Raw genomic sequence first — 19826 nt, 5'->3', positions numbered from 1 at the left:
TTATAAACGCTCACAAAAGGGGGATGCGTCCATGGATACAGGAACTCATATTGTCATGGGCATTGCACTCGGAGGACTTGCAATGGCCGACCCGGTCGTCGCCGCCCACCCTGCAACCTTTGCTGCAGTGATGACCGGCACCATTATCGGCTCACAAATCCCCGATATCGACACCGTCCTGAAACTGCGCGACAATGCAGTTTATATACGGCACCACCGCGGCATCACCCATTCTGTTCCGGCAGTATTGACATGGCCGATTTTGCTCACCGGTGCCATTTCGCTTATATTCCCAGAAGCTAATTTGCTGCATTTATGGCTATGGACATTCCTCGCCGTATTTCTGCACGTTTTTGTGGATATATTCAACTCATACGGCACACAGGCGTTGCGGCCGTTTTCCAATCATTGGGTAGCACTCGGCGTCATTAACACATTCGATCCGATTATTTTCGGCGCGCATGTTATTGCCTTGATGATTTGGGCATTCGGCGCCGAGCCAGTATGGACGATGAGTATTTTGTATATTATACTGCTGTTTTATTACATTTCCCGTTTCGCGTTGCAATCAGCGATCAAGCAAGCGATACGCAACACGATTCCCGGCACGAAAGAAGTGTTCGTCGCCCCCACGATGCGCTATTTCCAATGGCGCATCGCCGCTGACACCGACCGTCACCATTATGTCGGACAGGCGTACGGACGTTCAATCAATATTTACGATAAATTCCTGAAAAAACCGATGCCTGAAAACGCCTTAATCCGAAGCGCGATGAAAGATAAAAACTTGTCTGCGTTCGTGTCATTTTCCCCTTTGTATCGTTGGGAAATCAACCAGTACAAGGATATTTACGAAGTACGATTGATCGATCTGCGCTACCGGAGCAATGATTATTATCCATTCGTTGCTGTCGCGCACCTTGATGAGGACCACAATATCCTGAATTCCTATACCGGCTGGATCTTCAGCGAAGACAAGCTCAGGAAAAAACTCGACTTCAGCCACAACTGAATATAATAAAAACCGGACGGGGTCATATACCGTCCGGTTTTTAATTATTTAAGAATCTTGCAGCAGGTGTGAATATTTCGGGTTGTTCCCTGCAAATTCATGGATTTTGTCTCCGTAGCTTTCAATCCATTGCCGCACGACTTTCTCAACGACAGCGGTGCCTTGGTAATCATAGCCCGCTCTGGCATAAGAAGATTCAAAATCGGAAACCAATAATTCGATCCATGTCCGCGCTTTGTCTTCCGACAGCTCAGGATTTTTCTCTCTTAATTCGATGATCAATTGTTCAATGACTTCTTTCATCGGGTCACTTCCCTTCCTTCAATGGGCGCAGCATGGAAATCGGCAAGGCTTCTGTATGCTTTTCCCCGCCCATGCGATATCCCCAAGCAAAATTCCCTTTTAAATAATCGATTTGAAAATAGACATTCGGATCGCCTTCCACACGGTATACTTCGCCTGGTTTGAAGTCTTTCGGATCCAACAGGAACGAAGCAGCCATAATGGCTTTCCGTTCAAGCACAGCGAATTCATTGATGATGCCAAGCTGTTCGGCTTTGCGCGCTTTTTCCTTTAAACGGGCGATTTCATTGCGCAGCTCCGTCTCGTCCATTTGTGAATATGGTTTATGCTCACTCATCTTCAAGCTCCTTTTCTTCGATGTACTGGCTGATCACATCGCCTGGGAAGCCTTTTTGGTAGAGGCCTTGCTTCACTTTTCGGCTAAGGTCGTTCCCTGACAATTTGCTTTCATGCTTGCGCCATAATTTATCACCTTGCTGGCGGACGCTATCGAGCCATTGATCTCCGTCGCGCTCGAGATCGAGGCTTTCGATCGCTTGTTTGATGATGGAATACGGATAGCCTTTTCTCATCAGCGAGTCGTTGATTTTCTGCTTCACTTGGCTCGGTGTTTTCGATTGCTCTTTCGCGGCGATTTTCTCCGCGAGACCCGTGGCGACTTCTAATTGTTCTTCTTCAGTATAGGTTGTTAAGACGTCTTTTTGCACAGCTTTATCAATTCCTCTCTTTTGCATGTCTTGCTGGATCGCCCGCGGCCCTTTTTTGCCTGATTTTATTTGAGTCCGCAGCAATGCTTCTGAAAATTGCTGGTCGTCGAGGAAGCTCAAAGCGTAAAGCTTTTTGACTGCCTCGTCAATGACCGCTTCACCGAATTCTTTTTCCTTCAGCTTTTTGCGGACTTCGCCTTCGCTGCGCATCCGGAAACCTAAATAATGCAGTGCTTTATTGAATGCCTTGCGGACTTCGTCTTCAAAATTCATTTCTTCAATCGTCCACTGATCGAGTTCTTTGCCCTTGGTCAATTGATATTGAATGAGCACTGTTTCATCGACACTGAACGCATACTTTTCTTCCATGTAAATATTATAGCGCTCCGGATTGTTTTTTCCGCGGGTTATCTTTGTAATGATCGGCATCAATATCCCCCTCGCTTCGCTTCTTATTATACACCTTTAGAAGCCCTCTTGGCATATGCTTCGCTCGAATTGGGTATGGGATAACATATGGAGGCGATGAAAATGAAAATAGCTATTACAGGCGGCACAGGGTTTCTCGGTTCTGCGTTAACGGAACTGCTAGTGGCTAATGGCCATGAAGTATTGATATTGACGCGGTCAAAAAAATCACACGAGCGTGGCATCACGTATGTTCAATGGATGACCGACGGAGCCAAGCCAGAATCACAGCTTGAAGGCATCGATGCCATCGTCAATTTAGCCGGAACTTCGATCAACGACGGTTTGTGGACCGACAAACAAAAAAAGAAAATCTATGACAGCCGTGTGTCGGCGACAAAAGAAGTGTTACGCGTCATTTCTGCACTTCAGAAAAAACCCGAAGTGCTTGTCAATGCGAGCGCCGTCGGAATTTATCCGGCCTCTGAACACAAAACCTATACAGAAACAGACCGGGAGTACGGTAGTGACTTCCTTGCTGAAACAGTACTCGCCTGGGAGGGCCTAGCAGAACAAGCAAAAATCGATGGCGTCCGTACAGCCTATGCGCGGCTTGGTATTTTGCTTGGGAAAGATGGAGGCGCTCTTCCACTAATGGCCTTACCTTATAAATTATTCGCCGGTGGCACAGTCGGAACAGGGCGACAGTGGCTGTCTTGGATTCATGTCCGGGATGCAGCTCGTGCAATCGTATTCGCCATCGAGCACCCAGAACTCACCGGGCCGTTCAATGTCACCGCGCCGAACCCACAGCGCATGAAAACGGTCGGGAAGGATATCGCCCGCGCACTTGGCCGACCGCATTGGGTTCCAGCTCCGTCGTTCGCCCTAAAAGCCGCTCTTGGCGATAAAAGCCGACTCGTTTTACAAGGGCAACGTGCGCTTCCGACCGTCCTCCTTGAACACGGATTCCGCTTTGACTTCCCTAATTTGCCGGAAGCACTGGCTGACATATACAAATAAGCGTATAATCAGGGGATGACCAACTGAAGGACGTGACCTGCATGACTGAAAAACCAATCATTGAAATGGGGCAGAAGTTCCCATTAACCATCAAAAAGCTCGGCATCAACGGAGAAGGCGTCGGTTTTTTCAAGCGCAATGTCGTCTTCGTGCCCGGCGCATTGCCAGGAGAAGAAGTGACGGCGCAAGTGACCATCGTCAAACATAATTTTGCACAAGCCCGTATATTGAAAATCCGAAAATCATCTCCACACCGTCAGACTCCGCCTTGTCCGATCTTTGAAACATGCGGCGGCTGCCAATTGCAGCATATGACGTATAGCCAGCAACTGATCGAAAAACGCGATGTCGTCCTGCAATCGCTCGACCGCTACTTACGCGGAACGGATATCGAAGTGCGCAAGACGATCGGCATGGATGAACCATGGCATTACCGTAACAAAAGCCAATTCCAAACGCGTAAAAAAGACGGCAAAGTAATGGCCGGCCTGTTTGCTGAAAGTTCTCAGGAGCTGCTCGATATCGAACAATGCCTCGTCCAGCATCCGGATACGGTGAAAATCACCAATGCGACGAAGCGCATTATCGAAGAATTGAACTTGTCCATCTACGACGGCAAGTCGATGAAAGGGCTCGTTCGCACCATCGCTGTCCGTACTGCCGTGAAAACAGGGGAAATTCAACTGGTGCTCATTACGACACGCCAAGACATACCGAAAGAGAAGCAATTGATCGAGCGCCTGAGCGCCATCGATCCGCGACTTGTCTCCATCGTCCAAAATGTCAACACGGAAAAAACCTCGCTGGTATTTGGTGAAACGACACGGACCTTGTTCGGCAAACCGACGATCCACGAAGAACTAGGCGAACTGTCATTCGATTTATCGGCACGCGCATTTTTCCAATTGAACCCTGAGCAGACCGTCCATCTCTATAATGAGATTAAACGCGCCGCTCAATTGACCGGTAAAGAATCTGTCGTCGATGCCTATTGCGGTGTCGGGACGATCGGGTTATGGCTTGCCGATTCCGCTCGGGAGATCCGTGGAATGGATACGATTCAAGAAAGCGTAGCCGATGCTAAAGCAAATGCGAAAAAGCTAGGTTATGAGGCCACTTATGTCACGGGCACGGCAGAAAAATGGCTCGAAACATGGCGCAAAGAAGGCTATGTGCCGGACGTCTTAACGGTCGACCCCCCGCGCACCGGCCTTGGCGAAACTTTATTGAAAACCATTGTGAAAGTAAAACCGAAACGCTTTGTCTACACTTCCTGCAATCCGTCGACATTGGCGAAAGATTTGCAGCAATTGACGAAAATCTACCGCGTCGAATACATCCAGCCGGTGGATATGTTCCCGCAAACGGCACAAGTTGAAGCTGTTTGCTTACTGACATTAAAATAATTTTGTTCAATAAAAAAACAAGCGGACAGAGCAACTCTCTGTCCGCTTGTTTTCGTTTTAAGCCAGCTGCTGGTTCGGTTTCTTGACTGCGATGATGGTGAAAAGGGTGAGCAGGATTCCGGTGATCAGCAAAAGAAAACTCAATTCGTCCGTCACTTCCAAAAACAATCCGCCTGCGGCAGGACCAATCAAACTCCCGACACTGAACGCCACACCGCATAAAAGGTTCCCGGTCGGCAATAACTCTCTCGGCATCAAATCGGTCATATAGGAGATGCCGAGTGAAAAAGTCGATCCGACAAACATACCCGCCACTACAAAGAACAAAAGCGTCAACAATGCATTCGTCTCAAAGAATGTTGCTGCAAAAAACGACACTGCTCCTCCGCTCAGTGCGAGCATGAGCACTTTTTTGCGGCCGATCCGGTCACTCAATTCCCCAAGCGGTAATTGAGTAGCAATCGCGCCGGCTGAGAATGCTGCCAGAATATATGACACCATGCTGATGTCGAACGACTGGCGCAACGCATAAACCGGGTAGATGGCGCTGAGCGATGCTTCCAAAAATCCATAGCCAAGCGGCGGCAAAAAAGCAACCCAGCCGACGACAAGCGCTGTTCTGAAACGGTTCCATGTGGCTTTGGCACCCATAGTACCGGCTGTAGCTTCAGGAAAATCGTTACGCAGGAAAAACACCAGTGACCAAGCCAGCAAACATAGCAGCCCTGAAATGATGAAAGGCAAAGCTTCAAATACTTTAACGAGCGGTACAAACAGCGGCCCTGCCCCGAAGCCGACACTGAACGACATTCCATAAATCGCAATGTTACGTCCGAGTTTGTGACGGGGAGAGGTGCTGGTAATCCATGTTTGAGTTGAAAAATGCAGCGCCTGATCCCCGATGCCGATCAAGATCCTAAGGAAAAACCAAAACAAAACGCTTTTCCATAACGGAAAAGCCAGCAGCGCCATTATGACCATGGCCCCTCCGACTAAAATCAGCGGCTTAAACCCGAATCGCCGAAGCTGCGGCTCCATAAATGGCGCTACGATGATGATCCCTATGTATAAACCGGTCGCGCTCAGCCCATTCAAGGTAGACGATACCCCGTCCTGCTCAAAGATTACTGCGATGAGCGGCAGCAGCATCCCTTGAGAAAAGCCGGAAATCGAGACAATCGCTACCAGAATCCAAAAGCGGGCACGTTCGCTTGCTAAGAAATATTTCATAATGCCTCCCCGAACGAGCACGTTCTTTTCTATTTTTCACAGTTTCCGCTACAATTTTAACATAAGGAGGAGATAACGATGAAATTTACAATGACGGAGCACGGTTTTACCGGCCACTTGCCTTATGGCGAGCTGCACGTATCGACAAATGAGGAGCATGGCTTTCGCCCTTATCAATTATTAGTATCCTCACTGGCGATTTGCAGCGCAGGCATCATTCGCAAAGTACTGGAGAAAAAGCGCATGCCGGCTGACGATATCGAAGTCGAGGTAAAAGAGATTGTGCGCATCGATGAGGAAGCTGGGCGCGTGGCGAAAGTACATTTGCATTTTCGCATCACAGGTGATGTCGACGAATCGAAAATGCCGCATGTCATGGAATTGACACGCAAAAATTGTTCGATGGTGCGCTCTGTAGAAGAATCGATCGAAGTGGTGGAAACATTCGAGGTTATTTAAACACATAAAAGGCTCAGTCGGATTCTGCGTGGCAGATTTCGGCTGAGCCTTTTACGTTTTATAATTATAGTGGGTTTCCATAATCGCATTTTTGGTGAAGCCACCTCAATGCTCGAATCGCCTCCTCTTTCCAAGTTGAGTCCTTCATCGTTTCTTCGATTTCGGTATAGCCTCCCCTCGTTAAGGATTGCACCTACTATAGCACGTATTTTCAATAATGTAAATATTCAATTAATATTTTATTGATTTTTTGTTTAGTTTATTCCGGCTTTGTTGATATTCAGGCGATTTTCGGCTACTATTAATTAGCGAAACGAGGTGGAATCAATGGGAAAATCCATTACGGATAAAGAACAACAAGTGTCTTACATGAAGCAAAGACTCAGCATGTTCCTCGATGTATTAGATGCAATCGAACCAGAAAGCACAGAACTTGAAGATATCGACCGGCTGATTGCCATGGTTGATGACCTTGAAGATAAAATGGAACAATTCAAGAACCGACCGGCTTCCGATCGCGAATAATGCCACTGCCTCCGTGTTTCTAATTGAAACACGGAGGCTTTTTTGGTTTTTAACGAGCTGGATATTAAAATGTCTGAATTGACACATAATGAGCAAAACCTGCCATTGATTCCTATAAGGCTATGGTAAAATGACTGTTATTAAGATGTCTAGATGTCTGATTGTCATGTGGAGGAATGCGTATGTGGAACAAAGTTCGCCCTCATATTGAATTGATTGCCGCTATTTTATCCGGTGTGCTGATCATTATCGCCTATATTTTGGAGTTACAGGAGATTACCGCGCTTTCGGTAGCCACTTATTTATCGGCGTTCGTCATCGGCGGTTACGCGAAGGCCAAATACGGCATAAAGAAAACCATTTCAGATAAGCAGTTGAACGTCGAGTTCTTGATGATTCTGGCCGCGGTTGGCGCATCGATAATCGGCTTTTGGACAGAAGGCGCTATTTTGATCTTCATCTTCGCCTTGAGTGGTGCACTTGAAACATACACGATGAACAAAAGCCGCAAAGAGCTTTCCGCTTTGATGGAGATGCAACCGGATGAAGCTTGGCTGTTGGAAGAATCAGGCGAAACCACACGCGTACCGGTCGAGCAGCTGAAAATCGGAGATCATGTCGCTGTCAGGCCAGGCGAGCGCATTCCGGTTGATGGTGAAGTGTATTCTGGGCAAACGGCTGTCGACGAGTCCGCAATCAGCGGTGAAGCACTGCCGGTGTCAAAATATGAACACGATAACCTGTTTGCCGGCACAGTCAATTTATCCGGCTCTATTGCAATGATCATGACTAAGCCAAGCAACGAAACGATGTTCCAAAAAATCATCGAATTGGTCCAAACAGCGGAAAGTGAGAAATCCCCCTCTCAACAATTTATCGAACGGTTTGAAGGCCGTTACGTCAAAATTGTCTTGATTGTGTTCGTGCTTATGCTCTTTGTCCCCCATTACCTTGTAGGCTGGAGCTGGAACGAAACTTTTTACCGGGCAATGGTGCTGCTAGTCGTCGCTTCCCCTTGCGCTTTGGTCGCTTCGATTATGCCTGCAACGCTCGCCGCGATTTCGAACGGCGCCAAGAGCGGCATCATCTATAAAGGCGGTGCACATCTGGAGAATCTCAGTGTCATACAAGCCATCGCATTCGACAAAACGGGCACATTGACGCGCGGCAAGCCGGAAGTGACCGATTTCATCATACGAAACGGGGCTGACAAAGAAAATGTGATGGCACTCGTGGCGGGGATCGAATCCCAATCCAACCACCCGCTCGCTAAGGCGATCACTGATTTTGTCGTCCAGCAAGGCTTTGAACCACTGCGCAATTTACCTATCGAAGATGTTCCCGGAAATGGTTTGAAAACAATGTTCAATGGCGATGAAATTAAAGTCGGAAAACCCGCTTTTGTCGGAGAGGACGAAGCCTATTCCTTTGAAGGCGGCATTCTTTCCGCCCTTGCCAATGAAGGAAAGACGGTCACCTTTGTCCGTGATGGTCATGGAATCCTTGCAGCGATGGCATTAAAAGACACCGTGCGGGATATTACCAAAACAACCATCGCCGAACTTCAGGACCGAGGCATTTATTGCATCATGCTGACAGGCGATAACCGGAAAACCGCAAAAGCCATTGCGGAAGAAACCGGTGTTGATGAATTCATCGCCGAATGTTTGCCTGGTGACAAAGTACAGCATTTAAAAACACTTTTGGAAAAATATAAATATGTCGCGATGATTGGCGACGGGATAAATGATGCACCAGCGCTCGCGACCGCCACAACAGGAATTGCAATGGGTGAAGGCACGGATATCGCACTCGAGACCGCCGACGTCATTTTAATGAAAAATGACTTGTCCCGTATTTCCTACTCGATCCGCTTAGCTAAAAAAATGCAGCGCATCGTCAAACAGAATATCTTTTTCTCTGTAGCGGTTATCCTCATCTTGATTTTATCGAATTTCTTTCAGGCGATTTCGCTGCCGCTTGGCGTTATCGGTCATGAAGGCAGCACCATTCTGGTCATCTTGAATGGTTTGCGCATGCTCAATCGCCATGTTTAAAATTTCAACAAAAAGCGTCTCTTCCCTATTTATTCGTAGGAAGAGACGCTTTTTTCTTGCGCAGGCGTTTTTTTGAATTCCGCCTGCCTTGCATGACTGCGTTGATTTGGCCGCCAATGATCAATAACATGGCAGACAAATACAACCAGAGCAACAACAAGATAATCCCCCCGATGCTGCCGTATGTGGCAGAAAAGTTTCCGAAATTATTGACGTAAATGGAGAAAAGGAAAGAGACCGCGAGCCAGCCGATCGATGCAAATGCTGCTCCCGGCAACACCGCCCAAAAACTGATGCGCACGTTCGGCGCCAACCAATAAATGACTGCACAGACGAAAAACGTAATGACTGCCGGTATTGTAAAACGGATCATCGCCCAGAGTTCCAAAAAGCCTTCCTCAAGACCGAGGAATGCAAAAAAGAATAAGCCGATCTGGCGGCCGAATATCGGCAAAGCTAAAGCTATGATAAGCATAATGATCAATAGGATCGTCATCACTATTGACATGCCTCTAGACACGAGCAGCGGCCTGCTTTCTTTCACTCCGTAAGTCGCATTTAGTGACTTGATCAATGCATCCATTCCGAGGCTAGCGGACCAAATCGTCGCCAGTATACCGAAAGACAGAAGGCCGCTGTTTTGATTCGTGAGGATCTCGTTTAATGTTTGCTCGATCAATACATAGATCTCAGCAGGAATGACTTCTTGCAAAAACAAGTACACTTCTTCTCTCGGCAAATTCAAGTATGGCAAAAGAGTAACGAGAAAAATCAACAATGGAAATATTGATAAGAGGAAAAAAAACGCCAACTGCGCTCCGAGTCCAGGCACATCGACGTCTTTGATCCGTTTCCCTAATTCTTTTATAAAGCCGCGCCCAGTCAGCACATCATATTGAGCTTTTGGAAGTTTAGACTGGCCGCTTAGTTTTGGAGAAGCCATGCGTATTGCTCAGTTGCGGTTCTGCGTGTTGGATTGTGAAGAAGAATCATCCGTCAATGAAGAACTCGGTGAAGGATTGTCTTCTTTAACTGCTGACAAAACATCGTCTTTAGACTCGACAACCGCTTCTTTTGTTTCCACCACAGCCGTTTTGGCTTCCATCGCCACTTCTTTCACTTCTGGAACCAATTGTTTTACTTGTTCTACTTTGCTGCCTACATATGAAGCATCTTCTGAGATGCGTGCATAAAGGTTTTGAGCACGCTCTGCCTGTTCTTTAAATGCTGATTTCAGCTCATCGGTATTATTTGCATAATATTTAGCGCTCTCAGTTGCTCTTTGTGATTTATGAATTACGTCCTCGCGGGTATTGCGGTCTAAAAGAGATACAATCACACCTACCGCTGCCCCTACTAGTAAACCTGTCATCAATTTGTTTTGGCTCATCATAAATTCCTCCTACTGTTAAGATATAGTTTCTATCATACTTTTGTTTTTTCCCTATTCTGTTGAATTATAAACAACTGTAAAATTATTTTTTAAAAATAACTTGACTATATCAAGAAACTTTCGGAATATTAAATTTACAAAAGGAATGTTTTCCTTTTAAACAAGCAAGTTAATAGGGGGAGAGAAGATGGAAGCATTAACAGAGTTTCTTGGCACGGTAAGCGGTTATGTATGGGGACCGCCGCTTTTGATTCTCCTGGTCGGGACAGGTATTTTCCTGACTATACGCTTAGGTGTGCTCCAATTGCGCCTATTGCCGTATGCATTAAAGCTGACATTCAGCAAAAATCCCGATAAAGATGCCCAAGGCGATATTTCCCATTTCCAGGCTTTGTCGACGGCCATGGCCGCAACTGTCGGAACAGGTAATATCGTAGGTGTTGCGACTGCAGTCATTCTCGGCGGACCAGGCGCTGTCTTCTGGATGTGGTTTTCAGCTTTCTTCGGGATGGCGACCAAATACGGAGAGGCAATCTTGGCTGTTAAATACCGCATCGTCGATTCAAGAGGCCAAATGGCCGGCGGACCGATGTATTATCTCGAACACGGTTTGAAGCAAAAATGGCTGGCAGTGTTGTTTGCGATATTCGGTTCTATTGCAGCGTTCGGTATCGGTAACGGCACACAGTCCAACTCGGTAGCATCTGTTGTGCGAGATACTTTTTCCGTTCCAACGTGGATCACAGGGATCGTCTTGACTATCTTCGCAGCAGTCGTTATCATCGGCGGAATCAAAACAATCGGTAAAGTTACCGCATTTTTCGTACCATTTATGGCCTTATTCTATATCATTGCTGGAATCATTATCATGATTCTCAACATGGATCTTATCCCTGCTGCACTCGGAACAATTTTCAGCGCTGCCTTTACTGGTGAAGCTGCAGCCGGTGGTGCCATCGGTGCGGCAATCCGCTACGGTGTTGCTCGAGGCGTGTTTTCCAACGAAGCTGGTCTCGGCTCTGCACCGATCGCTGCGGCGGCTGCCAAAACTGATATGCCTGGGCGCCAGGCACTCGTGTCAATGACGCAAGTGTTGTTTGATACGTTGATTATCTGTTCGATCACTGGTATCACCATCGTCATGTCCGGACTGTATTTGGATGAAAGTCTTGAGGGCGCGGCACTTACAACGGCGGCATTCGAGCAATTCCTTGGTGGCGCCGGCCCACTCATTGTTGCCATCGGCTTGATTTTCTTCGCATCTTCGACCATCATCGGCTGGTCGTACTACGGCGAGAAATGTTTCCAATACTTATTCAAAAATCCTAGCTTGCTCATTGTTTACCGTATTGCGTTCGTTGCAATGGTATTTATCGGAGCGACAGTTTCTCTTGACGTCATCTGGACATTCTCTGACGTAATGAACGGCTTGATGGCCTTCCCGAACTTGATCGGCCTTCTCGGCCTGTCCGGCGTTATTGTCTATGAAACAAAGAGAATCAATGCGAAGATCAAAGAAGAGAAAGAAGAAGCCCGTTCTCGCAATTGACATTCCTTTTGAATAATGAAATGATGAAGTATACCCACCCGAAAGGCAGGAATAAATCATGGATTTATCCAAACAATCACCTGAGAATGTCGACTTCATGATCGAGGAAATAAAAACGAAACTGCGCATGGTCAATGTTGATGCAATGAAAGCTGAGCATTTCAATACCTCTGAATACGAAGACTTACGTGAAATTTACGAAATGGTCAAAAACCGCAATAACTTCAGCCCGAACGAAATGCAAGCCATTGCCTCTGAACTTGGTTCATTACGCAAATAAAAAAAGCCCGGAAGCTAACGCTTCCGGGCTTTTTTTATGGCTTGAGCAGTTTGATGTTTGACGTCATGGGCTACAGACTATGAGCCAGCTAACCGTTGTGACAGGGAGTCGCGCTTTAGCATAACTGGCATTGAACTGGTCCCTCAGCTTTTCTTTTTGGCTAGCTTCGGCCATCCGGCTTACGCCTGTCGAGCCAAAACGGCCTCCTCAGCTTTTCTTTTTGGCTAGCTTCGGCGGCCTGGCTCTCGGGTCGTAAGCCGACTGCCCTGTGCGGCTAGAGAACGCCGCTTCGGCCATCCGGCTTACGCCTGTCGAGCCAAAACGGCCTCCTCAGCTTTTCTTTTCATATTGCACGATGTACCAGCCGCCTTCTTTGATGACGGTGCGCAGGCTGAGGAACTCGAGCCCGGATTCTTCTCCCCATTCAATGAGTTCTTCTCGCTTCGGCAAGCGGTATAAGTTGTCGAATGAAGAGAAAAAGCTATTGAAGACGTTGGCAAATGGTGTGCTGTCCGGTCCTCCGGCAATTGGTGTGACGATTGATAAGACGCCTTCGTTTGCGAGCCAACTGGCGAGTTCTTTAAACAGCGGTTGGCGTTTTTCGAGCGGAATGTAGTGCAGGACGTTGTTGAGCATGATCATGTCCTGTGGGGCTTTCGGGGTGTAATCCCAAAGGTCCGCCTGTTCGATCGTGACGTTCTTTTGTTCTTTGGTCAAAGCTTTTGCTGTATCCACGACTTCCTGGCTGATTTCGATGCCCGTAAATTGCGTAGAGGGGAATTTGCCTGCCAGCTTTTTTATATAGCCCCCTTCTCCGCAACCGATATCGAGAACACGACGGCAATTTTTCTCTTTGAGACGCGCAGCCATTTTCGGATAAGCTAGTATTTCGAGCAAGCGGCTCGTTTCGGCGACAGTCGCCGCATGCTCTTCCTCGTCAAAGTGGAGGCGGTTTTTGTTGCGCATCATTTTTGGGTATTCCAAAAGCGTCGGGATATGCAGCTCCATCATCTCCTTCAGCAATACGCCAGATGAATTATTGCCTTTTGATTTCGGCAGTTTCCACCTATTCTTTATTTGATAGCGATTGCGACCAACTTCTTTCAAATAGCCGATCGATACGCCGACCGCTACCCATTGTGCCAGCAATTGCTCGTCGAGCGATAATGCATCTGCCACATCATATTGAGTCATTGGACGCTCAAACGCCTTGTATAAATCCAGTTCATAGCCGACATATGCATGCCAACTATACAAGAAGGGCTCATTGCGTTTCATATACGTTCTTGCTTTCACCATTTTCATTATGTCTATCATATAAGTCCCTCCACTTTCCACGGGTAATCATCTTCCGGTTTGTAGTATTTCAGTTCTTTCGTGTCTTCCGTCAATTCTGTCGCTCGAACCGGCATGAACCCTCCTTGAATAAAGCGGTCGCGGACATTTTCTTTCCACAAACCGAGCCCCGAGACATTGAGCATCTGTTTAAAATGAAGAATTGGATCTTCTTCCATCCTTTCGAACGTGCGCTGGCGCAAATAGCTGACTGGCCGATAAGGGAATGAGTAAGCGAGGGCTGCGAGGTGGCTTAACTGAATAACATGGTCCGCACGACGATAACGCACCTTTTCGTACCACTTCAGGTTTGCCTGGTCGGCCTTTTCTTCTGATAATATGTCAGCCGCAAGTTCACCGAGCACATCGGCATCCTGTATCGCCATGTTCATGCCCTCTCCCGCCATCGGGTGCACCGCATGGGCAGCATCTCCAATAATCGCTTTGTTCCCTTTAACATATGATTCTGCATGATACATGACCGGTATCATCAACTGGATTTTTTTCCAATCTGTCAATTGCTGCACATAGCCATCCACTACTGGGGCTAAATCGGTATAAAGTTTATGAAAATGGCTGATCGGCTTTTCCTTTAATGTTTTGTAATCCCCTGGTGGAATCAAATAGACGCTGCGCACTTGGTTGTCCGGTAATGGAAACAATCCGAGGAAACGGTTATAGGTCGAAATGATTTTGCCATCTGTAAAAGGTGCAGCTCGCGGGAACGTTACGGTCAAGAAATGATGGTTGTAAGTCGTTTGCTTCACTTCAATTTCCATCGCTTTTCTCGTCACCGATGAACGGCCTTCCGCTCCAAAGAAATATTTGGCTTCCACTTCAAATTTTTCCGTGCCTTTTTGAAGAATTGCCGTAGTTTCTGTATAGCCTTTGCATGCGGTGCCTTTTAAATAATGGAAGTTGGCGTATTCATAAGCCGCTTTTCGAATGATGGTTTTCAGCTCTTCGTGATGGATCATGTAAGCGGCATTATATTTACCTGGCAAGACACTGTAATCCATAAACGATTGGTCTTTTACCTTTAACGAACTCGATAGCTCGAGCATATCAAGTACTTTGATTTCATTGGACCGGTCGCAAATCGATTCATACACGCCAAGGCCATCAAAAATCTGCATGCTTTTCGGCTGCAATAACTCTCCTTTATAGGTTGGCGAGCGAACAGCCATGCGTTCCGCCAGCACAACATCAAAGCCTCGTCGAACCAATTTCAACGCAAGCGTCAACCCGCCTATACCTCCCCCGCCGATGAACACATCCGTTTTCATGAGCTTCAACTCCTTGACCTTCCTTACCCTGATTCGGAGTTCATGAAAACCGCAGAAACAGCAATCCACAAAAAAAAAGACCCCGTAGAGTCTTTTTTCACAAATTGTTCTTAAAGAATTTGATATGCGGCAGCTAGCTGCGCTCCGACTTTAGCATTGTGCTTGACGAGTTCGATATTGGCGACCAGGCTTTTGCCTTCCGTCAATTCCTTCACTTTGCCAAGTAAAAATGGCGTCACTTCTTTTCCGCTAATGCCGTTTGCCTGCGCTTCGCTCATCGCTTGCTCGATAATTTCATCGATAAATGCTTTATCGAGAGCGTGTTCTGCCGGAATCGGGTTGGCGATGACCGCTCCGCCTTTCAAACCGAGTGTCCATTGGGCTTTTAAGATGCGTGCAAGTTCTTCAGTCGAGTCTGATCCATAGCTTAGCGGGAAATCGCTGTGGCGCGTATAGAAAGCAGGCATCTCGACTGTCTGGTAGCCGATGACCGGAACGCCTTTTGTTTCCAGGTACTCCAGTGTCAGCCCAATGTCTAAAATCGATTTCGCGCCGGCACAGACAACCGCAACACCTGTATTCGAAAGTTCTTCCAAGTCTGCTGAAATGTCCATCGTTGTTTCCGCCCCGCGATGCACGCCGCCGATGCCTCCCGTGGCAAATACACGTATACCGGCAAGTTCGGCACAGATCATCGTCGCTGCGACAGTAGTCGCACCGATTTTTTTCGTGGCCAGCAATTGGCCGATATCGCGACGGGATACTTTCGCAACGTCCGGCGAATTGCCGAGCAGTTCAAGTTCTTCTTCCGACAAACCAATTTTGATGCGCCCGTCCATCAATGCGATTGTAGCCGGCACGGCGCCGTGATCTCTTACAATTTGCTCGACTTCGCGCGCTGTTTCTACATTTTGCGGATATGGCATGCCATGGGAAATAATGGTCGATTCCAATGCGACAATCGGTTTTTTCTGGTCGATGGCTTCCTGTACTTCTGCTGAATAGCTGATCATGTTTTTCATATTAATTCCTCCATTTCATTTGTTAATACCGTTTCATTCAATTCAGGTCGCACGGTCCGGTTACTGCCAAGCGTCTTGGCTGCATTGACCATGCCCATCTGCACTGCTTTCGTGAAATCATAACCTGATAGATAGCCGTGCAATAGCCCGCCTGTGAACGCATCTCCTGCGCCTGTTACATCTTCCACATGCTGTATGTCGATGGCTTTGAAAAGATTTACACCTGCACCGTTTCCAGCCATTGCCCCGTCTTTTCCTCCGGTTACCACAACAGCCGCCGCTCCTTGTTCAAGCAGCAGCTTCACCGCATTTTCCCAGTCAACCTCATTACGAATTGGTTGGCCGGTCCTTAAAGCCGCTTCGTCTCGGTTTAAAATCAACCAGGAAATGCCGATCAAACTTTCTCCAAGACGGTCCATCTTCGGAGCTGATACTGGGATGACCGCAAGAGGTACGTTTGCGCTCGATGCTAAACTTTGCAGATAGTGCACGGTTTCTTTCGGGCAATTCAAATCAACAACCAACAGTTTTGCACGCAACAACTTCGCACGGTGAGGCTCCAGGTATGCAGGCGTCAGTTCACTATAGATGTCCATATCTGCAAGCGCCAAGGTCATCTCGCCGTCGGGTTCCAATACAGCCGTGTAGCTGCCGGTCACCCCGTGGACTAATGTCTTTGTCAACGCAGTATCCATAAAAGCAGCTGAACTTTCTTCAATAAAACGCCATTCGGGATCGTCCCCCGCAACGGTAACCAAGCGGACATGATGCCCGAGCCGCCCTAAATTTTCTGCGATATTGCGTGCGACGCCGCCGACGCTCCGGGTCACTGTCGCCGGATTCGATGTTCCTGGAACAGAGCTCGCTTTCAAGTGGAATTTGCGGTCGACATTCGCGCCGCCGATACATAAAATCGCATCTTCTTCCGGCAGCACGTAAGCTCTTCCGACAATACGACCTTGCCTGATCAATCCGGATATTAAATTGGCCAGTGACGGTCTCGAAATCCCTAAAGCATCAGCCATCTCCTGTTGTGACATATACGGATTGCGTTCTATCAGAGACAGGATTTGCTGTTCTTTTTGACTCATAGGCTCTCCACCTTTTAAACATTTGTTTATATTATAAACTTTTATAATTAATTAAGCAAATCATTTTTCTTCCTAACCTGCTCATCTATTGCGCTACCTGTTTGAATATTGCTACTATAGAAAGGATGAGAGGAGTGTTTTTGAAAATGTTCACATTTGAAGAAAAGTTATCTCGCTATGCTGAATTAGCTGTAAAAGTAGGTGTCAATATTCAGCCGGATCAAAAGTTGTATATTGCAGCTTCTATAGATGCAGCGCCGTTCGTACGGTTGATCGTCAAAAAAGCCTATGAAGAAGGCGCAAGACAAGTTTTTGTCGACTGGAGCGACGACGCTATCTCCCGTACACGTTTTGAAAAAGCACCGGAAGATTCGTTTACGGAGTTTCCCGAATGGAAAGTGCAAGAGCGCGAACAGCTGGCTGAACAGGGCGCTGCATTTATCAGCGTTGTTTCGCAAAGCCCCGACCTGTTGAAAGGGATCGATTCAAAGCGCATCGCCGCGTCTCAAAAAGCTGCCGGCCAAGCGCTCAATAAATACCGCCAATATGTACAATCCGATAAAATCAGCTGGTCGGTTTTAGCAGCCCCTTCCGCCGCATGGGCGCAGAAAGTCTTTCCGGAGCTGCCGGAAGATGAACAAATGGATGCTTTATGGGAAGCTGTGTTCAAAGCTGTCCGGGCAGATTTAGAAAATCCGATCGACGCTTGGCTCGAGCATGACCGCACGCTTCATACAAAGGTCGATTATTTGAATGCAAAAAAATATGCGAAGCTTCACTATACTGCACCAGGTACAGACCTTGAAGTGGCGCTTCCAAAAGGCCATTTATGGGCTGGCGCCGGTTCCACTAACGAAAAAGGCGATGCGTTCATGGCCAATATGCCGACAGAAGAAGTGTTTACGGTTCCTCATAAGGATGACGTCAATGGCTATGTTTCCAGCACAAAACCGCTCAGCTACGGAGGCAACATCATCGATGGCTTTAAAGTGACGTTCAAAGACGGGCGCATTACAGACGTCGTTGCAGAACAAGGCGAGGAAGTACTCAAACAATTAATCGGCACCGACGAAGGCTCGCACCGCTTAGGGGAAGTTGCACTCGTCCCGCATCAGTCGCCGATCTCGGATTCTGGCATTTTATTCTTCAACACACTGTTCGACGAGAATGCATCCAACCATTTCGCCATTGGCAGCGCGTATGCGTTCTGCTTAGAAGGCGGCAAGACGATGTCACCTGAAGAGCTTCAACAGCACGGCTTGAACCAAAGCATCACCCATGTTGATTTCATGGTCGGCTCTGCCGATATGGACATCGACGGCATCTTGGAAGACGGCACGCGCGAACCGATATTCCGCAGCGGCAACTGGGCGTTTTAAAGGTCGTTAATTCGACACTTAATTTTCTTCAGAGTTTCATGTATACTGAGTATGATAATTACAGTTTAGAGAGGAGTTATCATTATGTTCTACGGTATAACTGCTGTTCTTGGGTTTATGGTCGTAATTTTCCTATTCTTCTTTACGCTAATGCATTTTCTGGGCAAAGAGCTTCATAGCCACGATGCAGAGCACATCGATCCACTACCTAAAGAGCGCCACTAAAAAAGCTTTGCCTCCATACACGGGGCAAAGCTTTTTTTCTATTGGCCATGCCACTATCACAACTAACAGGAAAGTGATAAAATTTGAATAAGCATTGTTCATACCGATTAGGAGGAATCTATTCATGTTTTCTGCAACGGATATCGGGATCGATCTCGGTACCGCAAACATTCTTGTTTACACCAAATCCAAAGGCGTTATCTTTAATGAGCCCTCCATCGTCGCACTCGATGCGCGAACAGGAGCAGTCATCGCTATCGGCACCGAAGCTAAAGCGATGCTCGGCAAAGCACCCGATTCGATCCGCATTGTGCGGCCGATGAAAGAAGGTGTCATCGCTGATTTCGACGTTACGCGCGAACTGCTGAAGCTGGTGATGCAAAAGGCTTCGAAACAGCTTGGCGGTTCTCTCCGCAAACCGAATGTCATGGTTTGCACTCCGTCTGGTGCCACAGCAGTCGAACGCCGCGCCATCCATGATGCAGTCAAGCAAAGCGGCGCAAAATCAGTTCATTTAATTGAAGAAACCGTCGCGGCAGCCATAGGGGCGGACTTGCCGATCACTGAACCAGTCGCATCGGTTATTGTCGATATCGGCGGGGGCACGACGGAAGTGGCGATCATCTCATTTGGCGGTGTCGTGTCTTCAAGCACGATCAAAATTGCCGGTGACCGGATGGATGAAGACATTCTCCAATATGTGCGCAAGCATTATAATTTACTGATTGGCGAGAAAACGGCCGAAGCGATCAAAAAGGAAATTGGCTATGCACCGATCTCTCATGAACCGAAAATGATGAACATCCGCGGGCGGGATGTGTTGAGTGGCTTGCCAAAAACGATTGAATTGAGCTCTGTTGAAATGCAAAAAGCATTGAATGAATCCTTATCGGCGATTTTGGAATGCATCCGTGCCACGCTGGAAAATTGCCCCGCGGAACTATCAGGCGATATGGTCGACCAAGGCGTCGTCATTTCAGGCGGCGGAGCCCTACTGAAAGGATTGCAGGAATGGCTGTCAGAAGAAATTTCTGTACCGGTCCATATTGCTCCCGATCCACTTGAATCTGTCGCTATCGGCACCGGCCGTTCGCTCAGCATGATCGACCAACTTGAAAAAATGTCCCGCTAGTTAC

21 protein-coding genes are annotated in these 19826 nt (G+C 47.5%); 11 read left to right on the top strand and 10 right to left on the bottom strand.

The window, feature by feature from the left end; genetic code table 11:
• Window positions 1-31 precede the first annotated feature (31 nt).
• Window positions 32-1012: a metal-dependent hydrolase gene (locus ACFO5U_RS00370; RefSeq protein WP_377275679.1), complete on the top strand. Its 981-nt coding sequence runs from the start codon at window positions 32-34 to the stop codon at window positions 1010-1012.
• 48 nt (window positions 1013-1060) lie between these two features.
• On the opposite strand, the gene ACFO5U_RS00365 is transcribed toward ACFO5U_RS00370, so the two are convergent.
• Genes ACFO5U_RS00365 through recX form a run of 3 tightly spaced genes read right to left on the bottom strand, consistent with a single transcriptional unit; the run spans window position 1061 to window position 2451 of the window.
• Window positions 1061-1315, bottom strand: a complete 255-nt coding sequence (locus tag ACFO5U_RS00365; RefSeq protein WP_377275677.1) for a YfhJ family protein — start codon at window positions 1313-1315, stop codon at window positions 1061-1063.
• A 4-nt stretch (window positions 1316-1319) separates the two neighbouring features.
• A complete protein-coding gene (locus ACFO5U_RS00360) occupies window positions 1320-1652 on the bottom strand; it encodes a YfhH family protein (protein WP_377275676.1) in 333 nt (110 codons plus the stop codon).
• The gene (recX, locus tag ACFO5U_RS00355; RefSeq protein WP_377275674.1) at window positions 1645-2451 is read right to left on the bottom strand and encodes a recombination regulator RecX; all 807 of its coding nucleotides are present in this window, start codon (window positions 2449-2451) and stop codon (window positions 1645-1647) included. Before recX ends, ACFO5U_RS00360 begins: the two co-directional genes overlap by 8 nt.
• A gap of 102 nt (window positions 2452-2553) precedes the next feature.
• On the opposite strand from recX, the gene ACFO5U_RS00350 reads away from it, so the two are divergent.
• Together ACFO5U_RS00350 and rlmD are read left to right on the top strand one after the other, a co-directional pair.
• Complete coding sequence (locus ACFO5U_RS00350) at window positions 2554-3453, top strand: TIGR01777 family oxidoreductase (protein ID WP_377275672.1); 900 nt, start codon at window positions 2554-2556, stop codon at window positions 3451-3453.
• A 41-nt stretch (window positions 3454-3494) separates the two neighbouring features.
• Window positions 3495-4859, top strand: a complete 1365-nt coding sequence (rlmD, locus tag ACFO5U_RS00345) for a 23S rRNA (uracil(1939)-C(5))-methyltransferase RlmD (protein ID WP_377275670.1) — start codon at window positions 3495-3497, stop codon at window positions 4857-4859.
• A 57-nt stretch (window positions 4860-4916) separates the two neighbouring features.
• Here the strand turns inward: rlmD and ACFO5U_RS00340 are convergent, their stop codons facing one another.
• Window positions 4917-6089 (bottom strand): MFS transporter, encoded by a 1173-nt coding sequence (locus ACFO5U_RS00340; protein WP_377275668.1) that lies wholly within the window; start codon window positions 6087-6089, stop codon window positions 4917-4919.
• 78 nt (window positions 6090-6167) lie between these two features.
• Here ACFO5U_RS00340 and ACFO5U_RS00335 point away from each other — a divergent pair, with 78 nt between their 5' ends.
• The 3 genes from ACFO5U_RS00335 (at window position 6168) to ACFO5U_RS00325 (ending at window position 9130) form a co-directional block, all read left to right on the top strand.
• A complete protein-coding gene (locus ACFO5U_RS00335; RefSeq protein ID WP_377275666.1) occupies window positions 6168-6548 on the top strand; it encodes an OsmC family protein in 381 nt (126 codons plus the stop codon).
• Between the two features lie 327 nt (window positions 6549-6875).
• Window positions 6876-7073 (top strand): SE1561 family protein, encoded by a 198-nt coding sequence (locus ACFO5U_RS00330; protein ID WP_377275664.1) that lies wholly within the window; start codon window positions 6876-6878, stop codon window positions 7071-7073.
• A 182-nt stretch (window positions 7074-7255) separates the two neighbouring features.
• Window positions 7256-9130: a heavy metal translocating P-type ATPase gene (locus ACFO5U_RS00325; protein WP_377275662.1), complete on the top strand. Its 1875-nt coding sequence runs from the start codon at window positions 7256-7258 to the stop codon at window positions 9128-9130.
• Between the two features lie 25 nt (window positions 9131-9155).
• On the opposite strand, the gene ACFO5U_RS00320 is transcribed toward ACFO5U_RS00325, so the two are convergent.
• Both ACFO5U_RS00320 and ACFO5U_RS00315 read right to left on the bottom strand, forming a co-directional pair.
• Window positions 9156-10073 carry a YihY/virulence factor BrkB family protein gene (locus tag ACFO5U_RS00320; RefSeq protein ID WP_377275661.1) on the bottom strand — a complete coding sequence of 306 codons (918 nt, stop codon included), beginning with the start codon at window positions 10071-10073 and terminating at the stop codon, window positions 9156-9158.
• Window positions 10074-10082: 9 nt separating this feature from the next.
• Window positions 10083-10520: a YtxH domain-containing protein gene (locus ACFO5U_RS00315; RefSeq protein WP_377275660.1), complete on the bottom strand. Its 438-nt coding sequence runs from the start codon at window positions 10518-10520 to the stop codon at window positions 10083-10085.
• A gap of 190 nt (window positions 10521-10710) precedes the next feature.
• On the opposite strand from ACFO5U_RS00315, the gene ACFO5U_RS00310 reads away from it, so the two are divergent.
• Both ACFO5U_RS00310 and ACFO5U_RS00305 read left to right on the top strand, forming a co-directional pair.
• Window positions 10711-12072 (top strand): alanine/glycine:cation symporter family protein, encoded by a 1362-nt coding sequence (locus ACFO5U_RS00310; RefSeq protein ID WP_377275658.1) that lies wholly within the window; start codon window positions 10711-10713, stop codon window positions 12070-12072.
• A 58-nt stretch (window positions 12073-12130) separates the two neighbouring features.
• On the top strand, window positions 12131-12352 hold the full coding sequence (locus ACFO5U_RS00305; protein WP_377275657.1) for a DUF1128 domain-containing protein: 222 nt from the start codon (window positions 12131-12133) through the stop codon (window positions 12350-12352).
• A gap of 330 nt (window positions 12353-12682) precedes the next feature.
• On the opposite strand, the gene ACFO5U_RS00300 is transcribed toward ACFO5U_RS00305, so the two are convergent.
• The 4 genes from ACFO5U_RS00300 to ACFO5U_RS00285 all read right to left on the bottom strand — a co-directional run bounded on the left by ACFO5U_RS00300 (window position 12683) and on the right by ACFO5U_RS00285 (window position 17086).
• Window positions 12683-13669, bottom strand: coding sequence for a class I SAM-dependent methyltransferase (locus ACFO5U_RS00300; RefSeq protein ID WP_377275655.1), 987 nt, complete (start codon window positions 13667-13669; stop codon window positions 12683-12685).
• The gene (locus ACFO5U_RS00295; protein ID WP_377275654.1) at window positions 13666-14973 is read right to left on the bottom strand and encodes an FAD-dependent oxidoreductase; all 1308 of its coding nucleotides are present in this window, start codon (window positions 14971-14973) and stop codon (window positions 13666-13668) included. The genes ACFO5U_RS00300 and ACFO5U_RS00295 overlap by 4 nt, the downstream gene beginning before the upstream one ends.
• Before the next feature lie 110 nt (window positions 14974-15083).
• On the bottom strand, window positions 15084-15995 hold the full coding sequence (locus ACFO5U_RS00290; protein ID WP_377275653.1) for a pseudouridine-5'-phosphate glycosidase: 912 nt from the start codon (window positions 15993-15995) through the stop codon (window positions 15084-15086).
• Window positions 15992-17086, bottom strand: a complete 1095-nt coding sequence (locus ACFO5U_RS00285) for a carbohydrate kinase (protein ID WP_377275651.1) — start codon at window positions 17084-17086, stop codon at window positions 15992-15994. Before ACFO5U_RS00285 ends, ACFO5U_RS00290 begins: the two co-directional genes overlap by 4 nt.
• A 146-nt stretch (window positions 17087-17232) precedes the next feature.
• Here ACFO5U_RS00285 and ACFO5U_RS00280 point away from each other — a divergent pair, with 146 nt between their 5' ends.
• From ACFO5U_RS00280 to mreBH, 3 genes are all read left to right on the top strand, one after another.
• On the top strand, window positions 17233-18465 hold the full coding sequence (locus ACFO5U_RS00280) for an aminopeptidase (protein WP_377275649.1): 1233 nt from the start codon (window positions 17233-17235) through the stop codon (window positions 18463-18465).
• Window positions 18466-18549: 84 nt separating this feature from the next.
• Window positions 18550-18690, top strand: coding sequence for a hypothetical protein (locus ACFO5U_RS00275; protein ID WP_377275647.1), 141 nt, complete (start codon window positions 18550-18552; stop codon window positions 18688-18690).
• Window positions 18691-18814: 124 nt separating this feature from the next.
• A complete protein-coding gene (mreBH, locus tag ACFO5U_RS00270; protein ID WP_377275645.1) occupies window positions 18815-19822 on the top strand; it encodes a rod-share determining protein MreBH in 1008 nt (335 codons plus the stop codon).
• The last annotated feature ends 4 nt before the right edge of the window (window positions 19823-19826 follow it).

Origin of the sequence: Planococcus dechangensis (genome assembly GCF_042654465.1) — a bacterium.
Taxonomy (GTDB): domain Bacteria; phylum Bacillota; class Bacilli; order Bacillales_A; family Planococcaceae; genus Planococcus; species Planococcus dechangensis.
Note: the sequence above shows the minus strand (reverse complement) of the source record. Positions and strands in the feature narration are given on the sequence as shown.